Origin of the sequence: Shouchella oshimensis (assembly GCF_002019765.1) — a bacterium.
In the GTDB taxonomy this organism is placed as follows: Bacteria; Bacillota; Bacilli; order Bacillales; family Bacillaceae_D; genus Shouchella; species Shouchella oshimensis.
In genome coordinates this window covers 333,065-353,173 of sequence record NZ_KV917380.1, presented here as the reverse complement: position 1 = coordinate 353,173, position 20,109 = coordinate 333,065, and the positions used below count along the sequence as shown (strand labels likewise).

Below are 20,109 nucleotides of genomic sequence, written 5' to 3'. Positions count from 1 at the left end.
AGAAAAGGAAACAGACTCCTATAAAGCGTTAATTTTAAAAATTGACACATTGATTACGCTTACACATAAATAAAGGGTTTTCATTTATTATAATCGAATTATGTAGAAAACCATTCTAGGAGGATTTTATGAGTGACCAACTAGTAAAACTAGCTATTAAGAACAATGTTGCAACGATTACTTTGAATCGACCAGAAGTAAAAAATGCCTTAAACGATGAGGCTCACGAACAACTTTATACAGCATTTGAAGAAGCGAACGAAGACAGTGAAGTTCGTGTTATTGTGCTAACAGGAAGTGGAAATGCCTTTTGTTCTGGAGCAGACTTAAAATCCATTGATCCCAACGATTTAGAAAATGTAAATTACGGAAGAATTTTAAGAGAAACATACAATAAATTAATTACCCTTATGGCTAACATTGGGAAGCCTATTATTGCTCATATTAATGGTGTTGCTGTAGGAGCAGGTCTTAGTATCGCACTCGCTTGTGATTATCGGGTTGCAGATCAAGGAGCCAGCTTTGGTTTAGGGTTTTTAAAGATAGGCCTTGTTCCTGATGCAGGAATGTCATATTACTTGCCTCGATTAGTCGGCTACCCTAAAGCGTTGGAGCTCGCTATAATGGATACCATTTCTAGCGAAAAAGCGTTAGAAATCGGGTTAATTAGTAGCATTGACGATATTGATAAAACGATACAAAACTGTTTAGCACTCCCACCAACAGCTTATCGGTTAATGAAAAACAATTTCAGAGAGAGCTTTGATCATCATTTAGCAGAGCTATTAGAGATGGAAGTTACTGCTCAACGAGAAGCCAGTGAATCAAAAGAACATCGTGTTGCACTTGACTATTTTGTGAATAAAAGTAAGCGATAACGTTTCTCACTCAGCATTTCCCCTTCCTTATGGTATAGTGTATAGAGAGATCATTAGAGGAGGATTTGTACGATGAATGAAGCAGCTAAAACCCTTGATGGTTGGTATGTGTTGCACGATTTTCGCAAGATTGACTGGAGCTCATGGAAGGCGGTTCCACAAAACGAGCGGGATGGTATGATTGAGGAATTTACGTCACTACTGAACCAATGGAACGATACAGAAGCAAATGGTAAAGGAAGTCACGCATTGTATTCCATCGTTGGTCAAAAAGCAGATCTTATGATTATGCTCCTTCGTCCAACAATGGAAGAATTAAATGAGATTGAACTTGCTTTAGATAAGTCTGGACTAGCCGATTACACGCTTCCGACTTATTCCTATGTTTCTGTTGTTGAACTAAGCAACTATTTAGCAAAAGAATCTGATGAAGATCCTTATGAAAATCCGTATGTTCGCTCACGCCTTTATCCAGAACTTTCCAAATGGAAGCATGTTTGTTTCTATCCGATGGACAAGCGACGTGAAGGCAACGATAACTGGTACATGCTGCCAATGGAAGAGCGTAAAGACTTAATGCGTAGTCATGGCATGATTGGGCGCAGTTACGCAGGTAAAGTAAAACAAATCATTTCCGGCTCTGTAGGTTTTGATGACTGGGAATGGGGCGTGACATTATTTTCTGACGATGTGCTTCAATTTAAAAAATTGGTTTATGAAATGCGCTTTGATGAAGTTTCGGCTCGTTATGGAGAGTTCGGATCGTTCTATGTCGGCAATCTGTTGGAGAAGGAAGCGCTCTCTAAGTATTTTAAGCTATAAGTAAAAAAAGTTCATCGCCACTGGCGATGAACTTTTCTTTTATGCACGATCTTTCTCAACATCTTCTTTATTCAAGTTCGGGCGTACAATGATAAAGTAAGTTTGAACAATCATGAAGATGTTACCGATTACCCAGTAAAGCGCTAATGCTGATGGCAAGGTCAATCCGGCAATGATAATCATTACTGGCATAATCCACAGCATGATGTTCATTGGATTTGGCATTCCTTCACCTAACGGATTAGCAGGCATTTGGCTCATCGACATTTTGAATTGAACAAACGTTGTTATACCAGCAATAAACGGAAGAACCGGATCCATTTGTCCAAGATTAAACCAAAGGAAATCACTTTCAGGTCCTTGCCCAATTGCTTCCGTTCGCATTATCGCAAAATAAAGCGCCATAACAATTGGAATTTGCACAAGTGCAGGTAAACAACCAGCGGCTGGATTAACGCCATGTTTTTGGTACATTCCAATCATTTCTGATTGCACTTCTCGTTGTTTCTCAGGATTCCCTTGCGCTTTTTTCATGCGCTCTTGAATCTCCTGCATTTCAGGTCTTAACGCCTGCATCGCTCGCGAACTTTTTTGTGATTTCAACGCAAGTGGCAGAATCAGCAAACGTATCAAGATGGTTACAATGACAATCCCCCAGCCAAAATGACCTCCAGTCAAGTCAGAGAAGAATTGGATTAAAAATGACATTGGATAGACAAAAAATGAATTCCAGAAGCCTTCAGAGTCAGCCGTTATAGGCTCGTCTATTCCACAGGCAGCAAGTACAACTGCCATAAACAATAAGCTTGTTGTTAAAAATATTTTTCTTTTCATACGTATCTCTATTTCCTCCTTTGTTGTCTCACATCGCTGTTTCTTTAGACAACAAAGTACAGTTCATCGTCATCTTGACAGCTCTTATCTCGAAAGTACGGAATCTTCGGGCGTACGCGAGCAGTAACTGGCGACGAAGGAAGATCAATCATTCTTCCTGTATTTAACGTTTTGCGAACAGGACGCTTCATCTTCACATGCATTCTGTGGAGCTTAATGTTCTCATATGCTAAACAAGCAAGAACAGGAAGCAATATACCAACATGAATCCATATAAACGATAGCTCTAGAAATAAATCAATCATCCTCCATCACCTCCTCCGATACCTTTTCACAATATTCCCATCTTACCATACTCACTGAGCAAGAACAAATCCGTTTTTCTGTATTTATTTTTCTTTTTTCGACACAGCCAGGGCTTGTTTAATATTCTTCTTAAAGGATAACTTCCCGTACATCAGTACGCCGCCTTTGTAAACACGAGCTGCAATGACATTGATGATAACTGCGCTAATGACCATGATGCCAATTAACAACGCAATTTCAAATGGAGCGATCGACCCTACACCCACACGTAAAATTAAAAGCTGAGGTGTGAAAAATGGGATATAAGAGGCCACTGTAACGAATGGGGAATCTGGTGAACCTTGACTGAATGACACAATAAAGAACCCAATCAATGCAAGAAAAATCAATGGCTGTACAGACTGATTGACCTCTTCCGTTCGGCTGACAAGAGCGCCGAGCATAGCGGCAATTCCACCGAAAATAAAGTAGCCAAGCACAATCGATACAATACCATAACCTATAAGTGTTAGATCAATAACATCAGAAGATAGAAACTCTGAAATGTTTTCACCAGCGATGGTCATACCAATCACAAACGCAATAAGCAACGTAAATAAGTTAACAACACCGGCTAGGGCAATTCCTGTTAATTTACCAAACATCTGGACAACTGGATTGACACTTGAAACGAGTAGCTCCATCACTCGTGATGACTTCTCCGTAGCAACCTCCGTTGCAATCATTGTGCTAAAAAGAATGACGATAAAGAAAATCACATACGTAATGCCAAAGACTGTAAAAAAGGAGGCCGCGCTTTCTTCTTCACTTTCTACTGCCTCGCCTTCTTCTAATGATAACTGTTCAAACGCAATTGGCTGATAGACCGCAGCAAGCTGTTCTTCGTTAATATCTAGCTCACTCGTCAATACACCTTCTTTTAAACGCTGAATCTGCTGTTCCACATCCATAGCCACAGTTGTAGAATCATTATATAAAGAAACATCTAACGAATCGGTTGTACCTTTTAGTTGCACAACCCCATCATATGTACCGTCCTCAGCTTCGTTCAAAGCGTCTTCTAGAGATTGATTATCCATTAGCACAAACGTTGTCTCTTCCTCGAATTCGCTCGGTCCGGTTAAGCTTTGTGCGATAATGCCTGCATCTTCACTATCATCCACAACGGCAATCTTCGTAGCGTTATCGCTATCTCCATCTGAAAATAAATCTATAATAGTTGTAATATTTGTTAAGCCAATAATAAGAAGCATCATAAATGCCGATGAAATTAAAAACGATTTCGTGCGGATTTTAGCGCTTAATGTATGTGCGACAATTGTACCGAAATTATTCATTTGCATCTCCCCCTACTTTGTCGATAAAGATATCGTGTAAGCTCGGCTCTTCCACTTCAAACTTACGAACAAACCCTTTGTCAGCAAGAATGGAAAAAATCTCTTTCGCAGCGTCTTCATTCTCCACTTGAATTTTCACACCATTCTTTGTTTCTGTGTACTGGGTAACCTGATTCTGTTCTTTTAGAAAACTCAAGTCATAATCAGCGGAGATAGAAACGGTTTTAATACCGTAACCGCGTTTAATTTCCGTTAAATTTCCTTGTAGAACCGCTTTACCACGTTTCAACATAATAATGTCTTCACACATTTCTTCTACATTATTCATCTGGTGACTAGAGAACACAATCGTTGTTCCTTGATCTTGAATATGGCGCACTGCTGCTTTCAACATATCTGAATTAACTGGATCAAGACCACTGAAAGGTTCATCTAATATGAGCAATTCCGGTTTATGTAAGACAGCTGCGATAAACTGAATCTTTTGCTGATTCCCTTTAGAAAGCTCTTCTACTTTTTTCGTTTCATATTCCGTCACTTTAAAGCGTTCTAGCCATAAACGCATTTCATCAATAATGACATTCTTTTTCATTCCTTTTAACTTTCCTAAATAAATCAGTTGGTCTCTAACTGTTAACTTAGGATAAAGTCCTCGTTCCTCTGGCAAATAGCCAATCAGATTTGTGTACTTGTACGATAGCTTTTGTCCGTTCCACGTCACCGTTCCGTTTGAAGGTTCTAATAAGCCAATAATCATTCGGAACGTCGTTGTTTTACCTGCGCCGTTTGCTCCGAGCATGCCAAACATTTGCCCTTTTTCTACACTTACTGAAATACCATCCACTGCTGTATGATTCCCAAACTGTTTTTCTACGTTATCAATGATTAACGTCATTAAAGTCAACCCTTTCTATTTCAGCTTCAGCTATATACCAACTAAACGGCTACCATTTATTAGCCTTTCTTTTTTTACGGTTCATCTTCTATAATGGTTTCACTCTCTTAAAATCCCTCCTGATTAACACTGCAAAATCGAAGATGTCTTTTTGACTAAAAATGGATTAGCCCTTTCTATTTTACAGACTATTCTTCTTTTTTTCTATCTTAAATCATTTTTAATCTCTTAACGAGTAGACATATTTGTTACCCACTATACATATGATGGAACGAACCTATATGTGGTTTGACTCGACTTCCACTAACGAACAACGTCAGTCTATCTTTGCGGAGGTGTAAAAAATGGCCGTTATAAAAGCAAATTCCAGTGATGTTGATGTATTAGCACGATTAATGCGAGCAGAAGCAGAAGGAGAAGGAGAAGAGGGCATGCTCATGGCGGGGAACGTGATGGTGAACCGTACAAGAGTGAGATGTTTAGACTTTGGAGGGGTTAATAGCATTCCCGATATGGCCTATCAGTCTCCAGGTGGTTTTGAAGCTGTTCAGAAAAGCTATTTTTACCAACGAGCTCGTGAACGAGATAGACGTTTGGCGAGAAGGGTTATTAATGGGGAACGCTTCTATCCAGCCGAATTTGCATTGTGGTTCTTTCGTCCTGATGGTCCTTGTCCAGCAGAATGGTGGGGGCAGTGGAACACAGGCCGTTACAAAGCACACTGCTTTTATCAACCAACACCAGCTGAATGCGAAGAAGTCTTTAATACGTTTTAAGATTAAAAAGGAGTGATCACATGTACCAAAATCAGTGGCAAAATCAAGGTGGGCAACAAGGCCAAGGGAGCGGGCAGGAACACCACCAAGGGCAGCCTATGCAAGGGCAGTCTATGCAAGGCCAACCGATGTATGGCCAACAATCTATGCAACAACAATCGCCTCAGCCTTACTTTTCTTCACAAAACTACCAGACGCCAGGCTTTGTTCAACAGCAGATGTCAGGTGTAGATGCAAGCATGTTGCCAATAGAACAGTCATTTATTGAAAATATTTTGCGTTTAAATCGCGGCAAACTTGTAACGGTTCATCAGACATTTGAAGGCAACAGTGAATGGAATGCGCGAGTGTTTCGCGGTCGCATTGAAGAAGCCGGACGCGACCACATTATTATTGGCAATCCAGAAACCGGAGAGTATTATTTACTTTTAATGGTGAATTTAGATTTTATTACGTTTGATGAACCAATTGATTATACATACCAATATGGGTATGAACCGAGTTTATCCCAGTATTCACCTCGCTAACTCAAAGAGGCTGGGACATAACGAAAAGTAGTAGTTGAAAAGACGAATAGTCTAAACTATGTTGAGTAGCACCGCTACAGGAGAATCCTTCGCTTTCCGGGGACACGGCCTCAGCCTCCTCCGTGGAAAACCGCGCCACTTCAGAGTCTTCAGACACGTGCTGATCACCCAGGAGTCTTCGGATTCTCCTTCCGCTCATTTTCATATAAAACAAACGACGAACGTTCCTATTTTCAGGAATGTTCGTCATTTTGGTCTGTCTATCTACTTTTGTCCCAGCCTCTTTTTGCTTATTTAAAAATGGCGCATAGCCGCAATTCCTAGCAATATCCAGCCAACAATAAAAGCAAGTCCGCCAATAGGTGTAATGGCACCAAGCTTCGTTATGCCTGTTAGCGCCATAACGTATAGGCTACCCGAGAAAAGAACAATACCTATTAAAAACGCCCAACCTGCTCCATGAATCATTTGATTGCCGAGCATTTTTACCGACAGTACCCCTACAAACAATAAACCGATACCGTGAATCATATGATACTGTACACCTGTCTGGTAATTTTTTAACATCCGCTCGCTAATACGCCCTTCCAAACCGTGTGCGCCAAATGCACCAATAGCTACAGCTAGCGCCATGACAATCGCACCAATGAAAATAAAAAGTTTTCCCATATTTGAGCACTCCTTCCATTTAACACTCATTCCTGTTAAATTCCCATCCATCGCGTTCCATTCAAGCCCGTGCTATGATAAGGTAAACGAAATTCGGAGGGAATGGTATGATACGCGTTCGTCCTTATACTTTAGCTGATTTTGATGGTTTATTACAAGTCCAAAAAGAAGCATTTCCACCGCCTTATCCAGGGGAACAACTTTGGAGTAAAGATGACATCTCAGCTCATGTAGACACCTTTCCAGAAGGCGCCCTTCTTGCTGAATACAATAACACCATCGTCGGTTCAGCTACATCTCTGTTAACAAATGCTGCCGACCATTCTCATTCTTGGAGTGACATAAGTGATAATGGAACCATTCGGCAAACCCATGACCCTAATGGTAAGACGTTGTATGGAATTGATTTATGTGTACATCCGACGTACAGAAATCTTGGAATTGCAAAAGCCCTTTATGATGCAAGAAAAGAAACCGTACGAACGTTACAGTTGCACCGCTATGCCGCGGGGAGTCGATTACCTGGTTATCATCACTATGCACAAACATTATCCATAGAAGAATACGTCGAGAGTGTACAAGCAGGTAAGAGAACGGACCCTGTTCTTTCCTTTATGTTAAAACAAGGATTAACCGTTGTTCGCATTGAAAAAGACTATTTACCAGACGTAGAATCAAACAATTATGGTGTACTTGTTGAATGGCGGCCTTGAATATCCTGTGTTTGAAAAAAAGGCGACCATCCATTTAAGGATAATCGCCTTTTGTCCATTTTGTCTAAAAATCAAGCAAATTTCGTTTTTCTTCTCGCTCATCTGCTTCTGTCGTTGACTGTTTGAGTACTGGTTTTTGTGGAGGCGGTTGAACAGGAGATTGCACAACTGGCTTTTGCAGTGTTGATGTTTGAAGTGGTTCATCTACTTGCTGACTGCCTTTTATCACATGACAGTAACTTTCAATAACGGATGCCGCTTCTTTTACATCTATCCAGCTGTCCCTGCTTGCCGCTCCTTTCATCTTTTCTATTTGTCTTTCCATTTGTTCAATAAGATGTTCAACTTTAATGAGCATAGTGTCCTCCTTTCGAACACAGCTCTATGATAGCACGCTTCAGCCGTTCAATGCGAGAGTGTGGTTACTTTTTAGCCGCAAGGGCTTTGTATAAGTCAGATAGTGTTGCATAACCTGCATGATCGGCAACCACTAGATGCTTCACCCATAATTGTGCAGCCATGTGGGCATCTGCAAGAGCATGATGTCGATTCCCTACCGCAATATCGTATGCATGACACCACTCTTCTAACTGTTCAAACGACTGATGCGCTGCTGTAAGTTGCGTCAGAAAAGATGTATCAATTAAACGATGGGTGAACGTTCGACCGAGTTCATGCCACGTTGCGTGGCGCATAAACCGTCGTTCATGGGCAGCATGATGAGCAATAAGAGTAGAGGAACCAACAAACTGGTAGAAAGCCAGTAAAACGTCCTTTAACGCTTCTGATTGTTCTAACTCTGCAGTAGTCAAACCGGTTAGTTGTAAAATTTCTGCAGAAGGCGTCTGTTTTGGCTTAATGGTTTTATAGAAATGTTCATGTAAAATGGAAGAACCTTTAATTTTCACCGCTCCGATTGAAAGAATCGAGTCACCATAATCTGGCTGAAACCCACTTGTCTCTAAGTCAAAAACCACCATTGGTAATTCACGCAGTGGTTCATCCAGCACATCCTTTTGCGCTTCCTTTTGATACTGACGAAAACGCGCCATTTGACTTGCTTGATCTGCACTTGAAGACGAAACACCTGGAGTGAATCTAGCCGAGATTTGCCGCATGATCGTTATTAAGTTCATACTACCACACGCCTATTCATGATTTTGTTGAATGCTCCGATAAAATGATCGTCCTTCTCGAATACATTTTTTAAGGAATTTCCGCTCTTCTTTTGTAAGGGTTTCCGGAAAAACATGTGTAAATGTTCCATGATTCTCTCCCCATAGCACACGTTTAGTTTGGATCTCTAAAAAAGATGCCATTACGTGTTGCTCACTATTGATAAACGCACTTTGCTGCATACGTTCCAATGTTGAAGCCGCATCAATTCCTTCCTGCAAGGCAAGTAATCGCATCCCGTTCACATAAGGAAAGAGCACCTGTTCTTTTAAATTGATTGTTCCTTGGTATTCACCATACTGTTCTTCCAACAATTGTCCAAATCCATTCAATCCTTTAGGAATTCTACCTGTATTTTCCGTAAAGCGACTCATCGGTATGCGCCCTTCCTTTATCTCTAAAAAAAGACGTTGCTTTAGGTGGGTGAGCCACTGACTGTCACCTAACACCGTTCTAGAATCAAAAAACGTTAATAAATAGCGGACATGCTCAAATTGATTTTCTTTTATCCAAAAGTCAAGTTGTTCATTCCATTCCTTATAGGATCGACACCAGCGTTTAGTTGAGGCCATAACCCCTCCTTCACACCTTTCATATCCCTTATCTTCAAGTGCTTTAACGATCTCTTCCCCTAAAGTAAGAAAGTATCGTTGACACGCTTCTTCTCCATCGTAAATGATGCCATGATCTTGATCGGTTTGATAGAGCTGTTCCTCTCTTCCGGCACTGCCCATAAAGAAAAACGCAAAGGGAGCAGGGATTTTTCCCAGCTCCTTCGTCGTCTTATCTAAAGCAACTTGTAAAGCATCCTTACGTTGCTGTTCTTGCTGATTTAAACGCTGCTTCATTAATTCTGATATCTCCACCATTATGAGCCTATATTCGAAGAACGTTCTTGTTCTTGCTGAACATTCTCAGGATAGCCGTATGAACCGTGTTCACTCATATCTAGACCAAGAATTTCTTCTTCTTCTGTTACACGCAGTGTACCGCCAACAAGACTCTTTGTAAGGAGAAGTAAGACGTAAGAAGCACCAAATGCAAACGCAGCACATACTACAACGCTTAAGGCTTGCACGCCTAATTGATCAATTCCTCCACCATAGAATAAGCCAGCTCGACCACCGTTTAATGCTGCAAGCTCAGGTGTAGCAAAAAAACCTGTCGAAAGCGTGCCCCAGACACCAGCCACTCCGTGTACACTAAGCGCAAAAATAGGATCATCGATTTTTAACTTGTCAAACATTCTCATACTAACTACTACTATTAGTCCACCGATCATACCGATCACAACCGCAGCCCAAGGATCAACGAAAGCACACGATGCAGTAATAGCAACAAGACCGGCTAATGCTCCGTTTAACGTTGTTGGGACATCGGCTTTGCCACTCATTGCCCAAACTAAGAATAATGCTGCAATCGTTCCTGCACCTGCTGCTAGCTGTGTATTTAAGGCAACAAAGCCAAAAAATGCTCCATCAAGCCCACCTGTTGAGCCTGCATTAAAACCAAACCAACCAACCCAAAGGATCAATACACCTAAAGCCGTATACACCTGGTTATGTCCAGATAAATCGTTTACTTTTCCGTTTTTACCATATTTACCGAGGCGAGGCTTTAATAGGATTGTCGCAGCAAGAGCTGCCATTGCACCTGTTAAGTGAACAACTGTTGAGCCTGCAAAGTCTTGCTTCCCTAAATCAGCAAGCCATCCCTGATCAGACCAAATCCAGTGTGCCACTAACGGATAGACAAATGCTGAAAATAGAACCGCAAAAATTGCGTAAGCCGCAAGCTTCCCTCTTTCAGCGAATCCACCAAAGGCAATCGTTAAAGCAATTGCTGCAAACGTTAATTGAAAAAAGAAATCGACAGAACCAATTCCATCCGTCGCACTACCATAAAAGAAATTAGAAAGACCTATAATTGCATTTCCTTCTCCATAAATAAATCCGTAACCCACTGCCCAGAATACTAACGAGGCGACCCCTACTGTAAAAATGGTCTTTCCAGCAATATGACCCGCATTCTTCATTCGGGTAGAGCCTGCCTCAAGAAGAATAAATCCCCCTTGCATTAATAGAACTAGGACGGCGGCAACCGTTAGCCATAAATTATCTACTAATACCAATGCTTCATCTCCACTCATCTACAATCCCCCTCGTATAAAATGGTTTATCTATATGGTCATTATAAGCGGATGTCGAAATTGTTCCATAAGTCCGTCAGTTTATCTGACAGTCTTTCTTCCTTTTTTTGACCAACATAGGATTCGTTTTGGATACATACACTATACTCGGCTTGATCAACACATTTTCGAATAGGGGGCATTTAAATGATGAATCAACAACCATCAGGACACGTTAACTCTTCACAGGTAGCTCCTACGTTAAACCACGGAGGACATGATTTATTCGACAGTCATGAAATTATAGCTGGAATGATCAATGTACTTGATCAATATATGATCTTTCGCACATTTATGTCGGACCAAGAGCTCATTTCTTTACTGGATCGTCAATATACATTTATTGAAAGCCAGTATAATGTTCTTGCTCAAGCGTTCTCCACAGGGCAACCACCAAGCCAGTCAACAGGTGTATACAAGATGACCCTTTCACATGATGTTCAGTTTGGTCTTACACCAAGCCAACCGAAAAAGCCAAACCGCAACATTTCAGAAGTGAAAGAAGCGGGTTTATCTGCCCATATGCTCGGTTTAATTAAAGGACAAGCATCACTCATGGGAATGGCTGCTTCTGAGATCACCAACCCGATCGTCCGTCGAATTGTAGCAGACACGGTACCGAACTTTATAGAATTAGCCTATGAAATTTTTCTGTACCAAAATAAGCATCAGTACTATCAAGTTCCACAGCTAAATGACCGCGATGCCCAAGCTATGACAAGTGCGTATCAGCCAGTTATTGGTCAAAAGGCAACAATGCCACAGCCAAAAACACCTATCCAGTAAAAAAACAGCTGCTTTTCGTATACGAAAAGCAGCTGTTTTGCTATGATTTTATTGGTTTCTTCGCAAACCACTTTAATAAAAAAGGTAAGGCTAGAAACAGGCCAAGCACTCGTAACATTTGCAACGTCGCCACTACGGTTGCATCTAGCTGTAATGTCGCAGCGGTAGATGCCATTTCAGCAGCTCCTGCCGGAACAATAGCAAGCAACGTTGTATAAAATGGGAGCGGGCTTAAAACGAAAAAAATTAAAGCCAATCCAATACTCATTAAGACATACAACAAAAGTGTCAACGCACTAGCTCCACCAATTCGCTTTAATTCTTTCACTGTTTTCCGGTCAAACCTCATTCCGATCAACGAACCAATTAACACTTGTGCCATCCCCATTACAACGTTTGGCATAGCATAGTCTGGAACAGCAAGTTGATGAGCAGTAAAGCCAAACAGAATCGCAACAAACATTGGCGCACCTGGAAAAGAAAGAAAACGACTAAGAAAGAACACCAGAATAGCTAAACCGAAGGCTAGCCCAATCAACCCTCCATCCGCCCACAGCCCTTGTGGCTCTTCTATTATAGGTACAGCATTGGCCCTTGAACCAACACCAACGATAAGGGGCACTGAAAACACAAATAAGGTAATGCGTGCTGTATGAAATGCAGCAACAATTCGCTGGTCAGCCTGGTACCGTTCACTAAGCGCAATCACTTCTGATGCGCCTCCTGGTAAACAACAAAAGAAAGCTGTATTCCCTTCAAGCTTCGTCCATTTACCAAACAGCTTCCCAAGAGCAATGCCACCAATAAGAGTGAGTACTAATGATAACAGGAAAGCCGGTAATAGTGTTCGATATGCCCAAACCTCTTCTGGAACAACCATAAACCCAATTACCACACCAACTAGAGCAAGGGATAACGTAAACAATTCGCTTCGAAAGATGAGCTTATCTATGAAAAAAGACCAAACCATTCCTGTTAACAAGGCACCCAGCAACCACCCAGCTGGTAGCCCTACCCATTGGAAAAACCAACCGATTAGAAACGAAGTGGTAAAAAAAAGCAGCTTACTCCCCATTTGATCCTTTCCCTTCAATCGTTAACGGCAGTTGCCAATCAATAGGTGTCTCGTCCATCGACGTAAGCCACTTATTGATTTTTGAAAATGGGCGACTTCCAAAAAAACCTCTATGGGCCGAAAACGGACTCGGGTGTGGCGATTGGACAATAAAATGCTTGTTCTCATCAACTAACGCTAATTTTGCTTGTGCATGCTTTCCCCACAATACAAAAGCTACTGGTTTCTCTCGTTCGTTTAGCGTCGCAATGACGTTATTTGTGAAAGCTTCCCATCCTTTCCCTTGGTGAGAACCTGGTTGCTTTTGACGAACGGATAGCACAGTATTTAATAACAATACACCTTGCTTCGCCCAGGACTCTAAATAACCGTGCGTAGGTGGTTGACAACCGATATCCTCTTCTAACTCTTTATACATATTTTTTAAAGAAGGCGGTGTTTTTACATCAGGCTTAACGGAAAAGCTTAATCCATGAGCTTGATTTGGTCCATGGTAAGGATCTTGACCAAGAATAACCACCTTTACGTCTTTATAAGGAGTAAGATGAAGCGCATTAAATAAATCATGCATAGGTGGATACACCACTTCATTTGCATATTCGTGCTTCAAAAATTCCCGTAGCTGGATATAATACTCTTTAGAAAACTCTTGACCGACATAGTCGTGCCAATCGTTCTGTAAAATCGTCATCTGTTTACTCCTTTGCTATCCGATTTCCTTCAATCATACGCCTCTCCGCATACGTTGACAAACAGAAGAGAACTGACGCGATCCGCCAGTTCCCTGTCTTATAAAAGCAAATGCCCCATTAACACAATAATTGGTAACGTAATAATGGTTCGAACCAAGAAGATCAAAACAGCATCTAGAAAAGTAATCGGTATTTTAGAGGCAACAAGAACGCCACCTGTTTCTGACATATAAATGAGCTGGGATACAGACAACGTCGCAATAACAAACAACGTTAATTCACTTGTAATGCCAAAGGACTCTGCCAAGATAGCAGGCAATAACATATCAGCAAACCCAATTAAAAGGGTTTGGCTAGCCGCAGCCGCTTCTGGCACGTTCATCCATTCCAAGATCGGTACGAACGGTATCGCTAACCATTCAAAGACTGGTGTGAAATTAGCCACACCTGCTGCAATTGTACCAATTGCCATAACAACAGGCAAAACGCCAAACCATAAGTCAAATACTGTTTTTACACCTGTTTGAATATTGTTCCCTTGCTTAAAACTTTCTTCAGCACGTAAGGATGCCTGAGCAAAGCCATTTTTTACGACGTTTTTTTCTTTTGGCTCTTCTTGACCTTCGCTACCATCAATATACGTATTGGCTTTACGCGATAACGGTGGAATCCTTGGCGTAATCACTGCCGCTACAAATCCTGCAATAAATAATGTTAAAAAGAATTGCCAGAACAAATGAGAAATCCCTAATCGACCTAATATCGAAATACTAAACGTAATGGAAACAACAGAAAAGGCAGTAGCAACGATAGCAGCTTCTCTCGCTGTATACTTACCTGATTCATACTGATTACTTGACATCATAATACCTACAGTACCATCCCCGACCCAAGAAGCCATTGAATCAATCGAAGCGCGACCTGGTAGACGGAACAGCGGTCTCATGACGTTTTTTAATAATGAGCCAAAGAATTCCATTAACCCAAAGTTCAGTAGCAATGGTAAAAGCAACCCTGCAAACAAAAAGATTGAAAAAAGGAAAGGAAGTAAGTCTGTTAACAATAACTGCCCTGTATCTTCCGAAATTAAGAATTCGGGCCCAACGTTCATAAACACAAGAATGGCTAGAATTGCCCCTACAATTCGGACGACTATCCAAACAGGTGATGTCGCAAAGATACTTATCCAAAATGACTCCGTTTGGCTTTGGTTTTTCACACGAGTGGCAATGATAGAAACAATAGCTGTCACAATGAGAAGTATGGTTACAATAATCGTAATAACCTCAACCGATAGCAACTCCATTAAGAAATCAGAAGCAAACATGACGGGTAGCTGTACAGATCGACCGTCCTCTGTATCAATAGGGATTGGTGTCATAAATAGAAAAATTCCAAGTATAGACGGAATGATAAACATTAATGCATTTTTAACTGTTACGTTATTCATAAATAGTCCTCCGACCGGATAATAATAAGCAATAATGAATCATTATACAGCTTCTTGTCTTTAAGCGCTATGGTAAATCTCATTATTAACGTTTTCTTTTTCTTCACTCTCTTCTGTCGATGTCTTTTTTAGTAATGTTGTCACCCTCGAAAGCTCTTCCACCGCCACCTCAATCGTCTTTACTTTTTTAATGACCTCTTCCATTATGCCTACTTGTTCATCCGCTAACGCCACGCCATTTTTTGATTCTTCTCCACTCGCTTCACTTGCTTTTTTTAACGAATCGATTTGCTCTACTAACGCTAGTGTACTAAAAGCAATTGATTGAGTAGAAGAAGAAACAGAATAAATATCACGATTTAAGCCAGTACACGCTAAATGAATCTCCCCTAATATCGTTTCGACTTCTGTATTAGCTGTCAGACCATGCTGTATACCTTCGTTCCCACGGCTCACTTCATCTAGCACAGTTTGAACATCTCCTTGAACCGTTTCAATAACGGTTCCCATTTGGCTTGCCGCTACTTGCGATTCAGCCGCTAACTTTCTCACTTCTTCTGCTACTACTGCAAATCCCCTCCCTTGTTCCCCTGCATGTGCTGCTTCAATTTCTGCGTTTAGTGCCAGTAAGTTTGTTTGGTTCGCTATTGCAGAGACAGTTTGTACCGTTTCATACAAGCGCTTTGAGCGCTCATACAGATGATGAACCACTTCATATGTGCGTTTATTATTTTCTGCAATCGCTCCCATGTATGAGGTGGAATCATTTGCCTTTTTGTTTCCATCCTCAACAAGGTTCCGCACCGATTCTGTCGCATTTTCAGCGGCTGCCAACGCTATTGTTATGTGTTCCACCTTTTCTGAAAGATCATCTGTAGAACGTACACTTTCTTGAGACGTTCGTACTTGGTCTTGTACCGCATGCATCATTCTTTGATTTCCTTTTTCAATAGAAGCGGCAGATTGTAACGTTTTGTTAGACTGGTCTGTCAGGTAAGTGGTAGAAGAAATAAGGGTTTGCGCTACAGTAGATGCTCTTTCCATTGTTCTTTTTAATTCTTCCGTCATCTGATTAAACGCATGAGTAAAATGAGCAAATTCATCCTCACCAACTATCGGAAGAGGTTTGTGTGAGAAATCACCTGTTGCTAGTTGATTTGCTCTTCTCACTAGACGCTTTAATGGAACAAGAATCATACGAGCTTGATGTCTCGCTATCCATGCACCGATGATGATGAACGCGACAAGAACGCCCCACATAAATAGCAGCTGTATGGATATTGATTGTTGCAACGTTGTTAATTGCTCCACGTGTTCACTTCCTACTTCCCCCGAAAGTTGCTCTAACGTTTGGTTCGTTGTTCTCATGAAAAATGTAACGAGTACACCAAACAAGATCATGAGTCCTCCTATCACACTGTACCCTTTCACTAATTTCTTCTGTATCAAGACGTCTCCTCCTTAATCTACTGTTCTTCTCCTATATATCGGAAAATTGATTGATCCTTTCCATATGAGTAACATACTTTCCCTGTTGTTTTTTTTCTACTATAATAGACACAACAGAGATAAAGGAGAGACGAAATCATGAAACGATACAAAGCGTTAACGATTGCAGGATCTGATACAAGTGGTGGAGCAGGTATTCAGGCCGACTTAAAAACGTTCCAAGAGTTACAAGTATACGGAATGAACGCCCTTACGACTATTGTTGCTCAAAATCCATTTGAAGGCTGGGCACACGAAGTCTTCCCACAAAATCCCGCTATTGTTGCTAAACAAATTGATACTGTGTTAAAAGGCATTGGCGTAGATGCAGTCAAGACAGGAATGCTTGGATCAATTGAGATTATTAACATCGTCGCTGAAAAAGTGGACCAATACGGCGTTGATCAACTCGTTGTTGATCCAGTAATGGTATGTAAAGGCGCTGACGAGGCGTTAAATCCAGAGACCGATGCATGCTTACGAGACGTGCTTGTACCAAAAGCATTTGTTGTGACACCGAATTTATTTGAAGCAACGCAATTATCCGGTGTAGCCATTTCGTCTCTTGAAGATATGAAAGTTGCAGCAAAGGCTATTCATGAGCTAGGTGCGAAGCATGTGGTTATTAAAGGCGGTAGTAAGCTTGAGTCCGCCCAGGCTGTTGATGTATGGTATGACGGAGAAGAGTTCCATCTCCTTGAATCAGATGAAATTAACACAACGTATACCCACGGTGCAGGCTGCACATTCGCAGCGGCAATCGCCGCTTCATTAGCGAAAGGAAAAGATGTAAAAGAAGCCATTTATACAGCAAAATCCTTTGTTACCGCCGCCATTAAACACGGAAGTCGTTTAAATGACTACGTTGGCTCCGTTGCTCACGGCGCTTACAACCTTGAACATAAGTAAGACTAGGAGAACGCATAGTGACATCATTATGCGTTCTTTTCTTCCTTAAGCCATGCAGCAAGAGCTTCAATGTCTTTAGCAAACATCCGATCTTCTGTAATGGCGGAAACGATCTTTCTCATTTGAACGTGCCACCTACAAGTAGCTGTCGCCATGTTCTCCGTACCGCGATAAGAAGTCGCCTCCATTGCACAAATCGCTTCAATCGCATAAACATGCCTCACATTCGCAACGACTTCCAATGCATGACGAGCTCCAATCGTCCCCATACTTACATGGTCTTCTTGATTTGCCGAAGATGGGATTGAATCGACACTTGCAGGATGAGCGAGCGTCTTATTCTCCGATACAAGAGCAGCCGCAACATACTGCATAATCATCGCACCAGACTGCAACCCAGGCTCCGGACTTAAAAAAGGTGGTAACGTATTAAGCTGTGGATTCACTAGCCGTTCAATTCGCCGTTCAGAGATATTCCCAAGTTCCGCCATCGCAATCGCCATAAAGTCCATCGCCAATGCAATCGGCTGACCATGAAAATTCCCTCCGGAAATGACTTTTTTCCCACCTTCAACTATAAGCGGATTATCAGTCGCTGCATTCATTTCGATGATGAGCTTCTCTTTTACATAGCCTAGGGTCTGCCATGTTGCTCCATGGACTTGCGGAATACAGCGTAACGAATAAGCGTCTTGAACTCGTTTTTCCCCTTGAGTGGTCACTAACCGACTATCCTTTAAATACGATCTTATTCGAGCGGCACAAGCCGTTTGCTCTGGGTATCCTCTAGCTTTATGAATAGATTCATCAAACGCATCTATAATTCCTTCTAATCCTTCTAACGTTATAGAAGCGATCTTCTCTGCATCATAGGCTAACTTTTCCGCTTCTAAATACGCTATCACACCTGTTGCAGTCATAGCTTGAGTACCATTAATAAGCGCCAAGCCTTCTTTAGCCTGTAACCGAATCGGTGCCATACCAAGCATTTGTAAAGCCTCAAGCGCGGATCTCTTTACACCTCTATACCAAACGTCGCCTTCACCAATTAACGGCAATGCTAAATGAGCCAGCGGTGCTAAATCCCCACTAGCCCCAAGGGAGCCTTTTTGGGGTACGCACGGATAGACATCCATATTAACAAAATCAAGGAGTCGCTGTATTACCTCTATTCGAATGCCTGAGTACCCCTTTACAAGTGCATTCGCCCGTAACAGCATCATCGTCTTTGTTACATCCTTCTCAAACAATGGACCGACCCCACATGCATGGGACACTAACAAATTACGCTGCAGCTCTTCTACATCCTCTTTTTCAATTCGGACATCACTAAACTTACCAAAACCAGTGTTTATCCCGTAAACCGTCCGCTGTTCCTCCACAATTTCCTCAACAGCTGAACGACTGTGATGAATGGAAGAGATACACGCAGAATCAATTGCCACTTGTTCGCTTTGCCATAAGATCTTTTTCACATCTTCCATTTCTAATGTTTTTCCAGTTAAATAAACCATAGCTTCACCCCTCTAGTTCATTAAAGCTATAAAAAAGAAGCCGCCCGCTGAAATGATCCTCATTTCAAAGCGAACAGCTCCTGATTCCTTATAACGAGATACCGACAAGACCGAACATTCATGTCTTTCACTCCATTTCGATCATTCTAATAACTAAAGTGTAGGGTTTCATGCTACAATTGTCAACGACTGACGTGAAAGGAAAAACGACTTATGACTCATTCAAAAAGACGCATTACACAACAACATCCTCACCAATTAACAAAACAAATACTTTCAATTGATTCTGCTTTACTCATTGCCTCTGCAACAATTCTCGGCTACTTAGTTGCTTACCGCTATCAAATGGGGCAATTTGACTATTACCAAATCAATGAAATCCTTTTTGGGCAGATTTATTTGAATCACATCATCATCGCCATGACTGCGGTTTTTATTTTTATTATTGCCATCTTGGTCATTCAAATTGTACTAAACTGGTATTATAAGCAGCTACCTTTTTTTTGGTCAAAAGTAGCAAGCCATATTCTACCTTGGTTTCTTTTTTATCCAGCTATTGCATTTTTGTACGACCAATCCATCTTTTACTTTGTTCCCTTTGCCATTGCTGCTTATTATTTCATCGTTCCTTTATTTTATGGGCGCATACAGCATTATAAAACCACCTTTTTAGAAAAATTGATAACGCCGTATGACAATTGGAACTGGCGCGATTATGTTCCATCCTTTATTAAAGATACAAAATTAGAAAAACAGCTCTTATTTAGCATCGTTATTCTAATCCTGCTCCCACAGCTTTCTTTTTTTATTGGTCATTATCTAGCTAGTAACCAGACAGACTACTTGTTATTTAATCATGAAGAAAGAACTCATATCGTTTTGACAACAACGAACGATTCTCTTATTGTCGCACCTTTCAATGCAGAGGACCTTACATTCGAGCAAGAATACACCATTGTTCCGTATAACGGCGTATCAGCGTCTTTGTATTCGTTTGATCCTGTCTCCTTAACTTCCGGAATTAAACCTCAGAGCGAATGAAAAAACCACTGACTCGGGTCAGTGGTTTCGTTA

At 41.3% G+C, this 20,109-nt stretch carries 22 protein-coding genes; 8 read left to right on the top strand and 14 right to left on the bottom strand.

Going from position 1 to position 20,109, the window contains the following annotated elements:
• Nucleotides 1–128: 128 nt before the first annotated feature.
• Together BK583_RS01680 and hemQ are read left to right on the top strand one after the other, a co-directional pair.
• A complete protein-coding gene (locus BK583_RS01680) occupies nucleotides 129–878 on the top strand; it encodes an enoyl-CoA hydratase/isomerase family protein (protein ID WP_055735463.1) in 750 nt (249 codons plus the stop codon).
• Nucleotides 879–950: 72 nt separating this feature from the next.
• Entirely contained in the window at nucleotides 951–1,700 is a 750-nt protein-coding gene (hemQ, locus tag BK583_RS01675; RefSeq protein WP_055735464.1) for a hydrogen peroxide-dependent heme synthase, read from the top strand.
• 39 nt (nucleotides 1,701–1,739) lie between these two features.
• Here hemQ and yidC read toward each other — a convergent pair whose 3' ends face one another.
• From yidC to BK583_RS01655, 4 genes are all read right to left on the bottom strand, one after another.
• On the bottom strand, nucleotides 1,740–2,534 hold the full coding sequence (gene yidC / locus BK583_RS01670; RefSeq protein WP_038484191.1) for a membrane protein insertase YidC: 795 nt from the start codon (nucleotides 2,532–2,534) through the stop codon (nucleotides 1,740–1,742).
• Between the two features lie 44 nt (nucleotides 2,535–2,578).
• Nucleotides 2,579–2,839, bottom strand: coding sequence for a hypothetical protein (locus tag BK583_RS01665; RefSeq protein ID WP_055735465.1), 261 nt, complete (start codon nucleotides 2,837–2,839; stop codon nucleotides 2,579–2,581).
• An 84-nt stretch (nucleotides 2,840–2,923) separates the two neighbouring features.
• On the bottom strand, nucleotides 2,924–4,177 hold the full coding sequence (locus BK583_RS01660; protein WP_055735466.1) for an ABC transporter permease: 1,254 nt from the start codon (nucleotides 4,175–4,177) through the stop codon (nucleotides 2,924–2,926).
• The gene (locus BK583_RS01655; RefSeq protein ID WP_055735467.1) at nucleotides 4,170–5,072 is read right to left on the bottom strand and encodes an ABC transporter ATP-binding protein; all 903 of its coding nucleotides are present in this window, start codon (nucleotides 5,070–5,072) and stop codon (nucleotides 4,170–4,172) included. Before BK583_RS01655 ends, BK583_RS01660 begins: the two co-directional genes overlap by 8 nt.
• A 344-nt stretch (nucleotides 5,073–5,416) precedes the next feature.
• Here BK583_RS01655 and BK583_RS01650 point away from each other — a divergent pair, with 344 nt between their 5' ends.
• Together BK583_RS01650 and gerQ are read left to right on the top strand one after the other, a co-directional pair.
• Nucleotides 5,417–5,848, top strand: a complete 432-nt coding sequence (locus tag BK583_RS01650; protein ID WP_038484203.1) for a cell wall hydrolase — start codon at nucleotides 5,417–5,419, stop codon at nucleotides 5,846–5,848.
• Between the two features lie 20 nt (nucleotides 5,849–5,868).
• Nucleotides 5,869–6,375 carry a spore coat protein GerQ gene (gene gerQ, locus BK583_RS01645; protein ID WP_055735468.1) on the top strand — a complete coding sequence of 169 codons (507 nt, stop codon included), beginning with the start codon at nucleotides 5,869–5,871 and terminating at the stop codon, nucleotides 6,373–6,375.
• A 294-nt stretch (nucleotides 6,376–6,669) separates the two neighbouring features.
• On the opposite strand, the gene BK583_RS01635 is transcribed toward gerQ, so the two are convergent.
• On the bottom strand, nucleotides 6,670–7,044 hold the full coding sequence (locus BK583_RS01635; protein WP_038484209.1) for a DUF423 domain-containing protein: 375 nt from the start codon (nucleotides 7,042–7,044) through the stop codon (nucleotides 6,670–6,672).
• Nucleotides 7,045–7,151: 107 nt separating this feature from the next.
• Between BK583_RS01635 and BK583_RS01630 the strand changes: the two genes are divergently transcribed.
• Entirely contained in the window at nucleotides 7,152–7,757 is a 606-nt protein-coding gene (locus BK583_RS01630) for a GNAT family N-acetyltransferase (protein WP_038484212.1), read from the top strand.
• A gap of 64 nt (nucleotides 7,758–7,821) precedes the next feature.
• Here the strand turns inward: BK583_RS01630 and BK583_RS01625 are convergent, their stop codons facing one another.
• The 4 genes from BK583_RS01625 to BK583_RS01610 all read right to left on the bottom strand — a co-directional run bounded on the left by BK583_RS01625 (nucleotide 7,822) and on the right by BK583_RS01610 (nucleotide 11,082).
• Nucleotides 7,822–8,115: a YwdI family protein gene (locus tag BK583_RS01625; RefSeq protein ID WP_038484215.1), complete on the bottom strand. Its 294-nt coding sequence runs from the start codon at nucleotides 8,113–8,115 to the stop codon at nucleotides 7,822–7,824.
• Nucleotides 8,116–8,179: 64 nt separating this feature from the next.
• Entirely contained in the window at nucleotides 8,180–8,893 is a 714-nt protein-coding gene (locus tag BK583_RS01620; protein ID WP_038484218.1) for an exonuclease domain-containing protein, read from the bottom strand.
• Between the two features lie 12 nt (nucleotides 8,894–8,905).
• Nucleotides 8,906–9,781, bottom strand: a complete 876-nt coding sequence (locus BK583_RS01615; RefSeq protein ID WP_055735470.1) for a DUF294 nucleotidyltransferase-like domain-containing protein — start codon at nucleotides 9,779–9,781, stop codon at nucleotides 8,906–8,908.
• 20 nt (nucleotides 9,782–9,801) lie between these two features.
• The gene (locus tag BK583_RS01610; RefSeq protein ID WP_038484224.1) at nucleotides 9,802–11,082 is read right to left on the bottom strand and encodes an ammonium transporter; all 1,281 of its coding nucleotides are present in this window, start codon (nucleotides 11,080–11,082) and stop codon (nucleotides 9,802–9,804) included.
• Nucleotides 11,083–11,268: 186 nt separating this feature from the next.
• On the opposite strand from BK583_RS01610, the gene BK583_RS01605 reads away from it, so the two are divergent.
• Nucleotides 11,269–11,907 carry a spore coat protein gene (locus tag BK583_RS01605; RefSeq protein WP_038484227.1) on the top strand — a complete coding sequence of 213 codons (639 nt, stop codon included), beginning with the start codon at nucleotides 11,269–11,271 and terminating at the stop codon, nucleotides 11,905–11,907.
• Between the two features lie 40 nt (nucleotides 11,908–11,947).
• Here the strand turns inward: BK583_RS01605 and BK583_RS01600 are convergent, their stop codons facing one another.
• From BK583_RS01600 to BK583_RS01585, 4 genes are all read right to left on the bottom strand, one after another.
• Complete coding sequence (locus tag BK583_RS01600) at nucleotides 11,948–12,982, bottom strand: AbrB family transcriptional regulator (protein ID WP_055735471.1); 1,035 nt, start codon at nucleotides 12,980–12,982, stop codon at nucleotides 11,948–11,950.
• Nucleotides 12,972–13,673, bottom strand: coding sequence for a uracil-DNA glycosylase (locus BK583_RS01595; RefSeq protein WP_055735472.1), 702 nt, complete (start codon nucleotides 13,671–13,673; stop codon nucleotides 12,972–12,974). The genes BK583_RS01600 and BK583_RS01595 overlap by 11 nt, the downstream gene beginning before the upstream one ends.
• A 98-nt stretch (nucleotides 13,674–13,771) precedes the next feature.
• Nucleotides 13,772–15,124, bottom strand: a complete 1,353-nt coding sequence (locus BK583_RS01590) for a YjiH family protein (protein ID WP_055735473.1) — start codon at nucleotides 15,122–15,124, stop codon at nucleotides 13,772–13,774.
• 60 nt (nucleotides 15,125–15,184) lie between these two features.
• On the bottom strand, nucleotides 15,185–16,573 hold the full coding sequence (locus BK583_RS01585) for a methyl-accepting chemotaxis protein (RefSeq protein WP_139366147.1): 1,389 nt from the start codon (nucleotides 16,571–16,573) through the stop codon (nucleotides 15,185–15,187).
• A 138-nt stretch (nucleotides 16,574–16,711) separates the two neighbouring features.
• Between BK583_RS01585 and pdxK the strand changes: the two genes are divergently transcribed.
• The gene (gene pdxK, locus BK583_RS01580) at nucleotides 16,712–17,521 is read left to right on the top strand and encodes a pyridoxine/pyridoxal/pyridoxamine kinase (RefSeq protein WP_055735475.1); all 810 of its coding nucleotides are present in this window, start codon (nucleotides 16,712–16,714) and stop codon (nucleotides 17,519–17,521) included.
• 26 nt (nucleotides 17,522–17,547) lie between these two features.
• Here pdxK and hutH read toward each other — a convergent pair whose 3' ends face one another.
• Nucleotides 17,548–19,035: a histidine ammonia-lyase gene (hutH, locus tag BK583_RS01575; RefSeq protein ID WP_055735476.1), complete on the bottom strand. Its 1,488-nt coding sequence runs from the start codon at nucleotides 19,033–19,035 to the stop codon at nucleotides 17,548–17,550.
• Nucleotides 19,036–19,248: 213 nt separating this feature from the next.
• On the opposite strand from hutH, the gene BK583_RS01570 reads away from it, so the two are divergent.
• Entirely contained in the window at nucleotides 19,249–20,076 is an 828-nt protein-coding gene (locus BK583_RS01570) for a hypothetical protein (protein WP_055735477.1), read from the top strand.
• The last annotated feature ends 33 nt before the right edge of the window (nucleotides 20,077–20,109 follow it).

Bases quoted from the DNA above. Each gene is read 5' to 3' on its own strand.
- BK583_RS01680 (WP_055735463.1), top strand. From the start codon at position 129: ATGAGTGACCAACTAGTAAAACTAGCTATTAAGAACAATGTTGCAACG.
- hemQ (WP_055735464.1), top strand. From the start codon at position 951: ATGAATGAAGCAGCTAAAACCCTTGATGGTTGGTATGTGTTGCACGAT.
- yidC (WP_038484191.1), bottom strand. From the start codon at position 2,534: ATGAAAAGAAAAATATTTTTAACAACAAGCTTATTGTTTATGGCAGTT.
- BK583_RS01665 (WP_055735465.1), bottom strand. From the start codon at position 2,839: ATGATTGATTTATTTCTAGAGCTATCGTTTATATGGATTCATGTTGGT.
- BK583_RS01660 (WP_055735466.1), bottom strand. From the start codon at position 4,177: ATGAATAATTTCGGTACAATTGTCGCACATACATTAAGCGCTAAAATC.
- BK583_RS01655 (WP_055735467.1), bottom strand. From the start codon at position 5,072: ATGACGTTAATCATTGATAACGTAGAAAAACAGTTTGGGAATCATACA.
- BK583_RS01650 (WP_038484203.1), top strand. From the start codon at position 5,417: ATGGCCGTTATAAAAGCAAATTCCAGTGATGTTGATGTATTAGCACGA.
- gerQ (WP_055735468.1), top strand. From the start codon at position 5,869: ATGTACCAAAATCAGTGGCAAAATCAAGGTGGGCAACAAGGCCAAGGG.
- BK583_RS01635 (WP_038484209.1), bottom strand. From the start codon at position 7,044: ATGGGAAAACTTTTTATTTTCATTGGTGCGATTGTCATGGCGCTAGCT.
- BK583_RS01630 (WP_038484212.1), top strand. From the start codon at position 7,152: ATGATACGCGTTCGTCCTTATACTTTAGCTGATTTTGATGGTTTATTA.
- BK583_RS01625 (WP_038484215.1), bottom strand. From the start codon at position 8,115: ATGCTCATTAAAGTTGAACATCTTATTGAACAAATGGAAAGACAAATA.
- BK583_RS01620 (WP_038484218.1), bottom strand. From the start codon at position 8,893: ATGAACTTAATAACGATCATGCGGCAAATCTCGGCTAGATTCACTCCA.
- BK583_RS01615 (WP_055735470.1), bottom strand. From the start codon at position 9,781: ATGAAGCAGCGTTTAAATCAGCAAGAACAGCAACGTAAGGATGCTTTA.
- BK583_RS01610 (WP_038484224.1), bottom strand. From the start codon at position 11,082: ATGAGTGGAGATGAAGCATTGGTATTAGTAGATAATTTATGGCTAACG.
- BK583_RS01605 (WP_038484227.1), top strand. From the start codon at position 11,269: ATGATGAATCAACAACCATCAGGACACGTTAACTCTTCACAGGTAGCT.
- BK583_RS01600 (WP_055735471.1), bottom strand. From the start codon at position 12,982: ATGGGGAGTAAGCTGCTTTTTTTTACCACTTCGTTTCTAATCGGTTGG.
- BK583_RS01595 (WP_055735472.1), bottom strand. From the start codon at position 13,673: ATGACGATTTTACAGAACGATTGGCACGACTATGTCGGTCAAGAGTTT.
- BK583_RS01590 (WP_055735473.1), bottom strand. From the start codon at position 15,124: ATGAATAACGTAACAGTTAAAAATGCATTAATGTTTATCATTCCGTCT.
- pdxK (WP_055735475.1), top strand. From the start codon at position 16,712: ATGAAACGATACAAAGCGTTAACGATTGCAGGATCTGATACAAGTGGT.
- hutH (WP_055735476.1), bottom strand. From the start codon at position 19,035: ATGGTTTATTTAACTGGAAAAACATTAGAAATGGAAGATGTGAAAAAG.
- BK583_RS01570 (WP_055735477.1), top strand. From the start codon at position 19,249: ATGACTCATTCAAAAAGACGCATTACACAACAACATCCTCACCAATTA.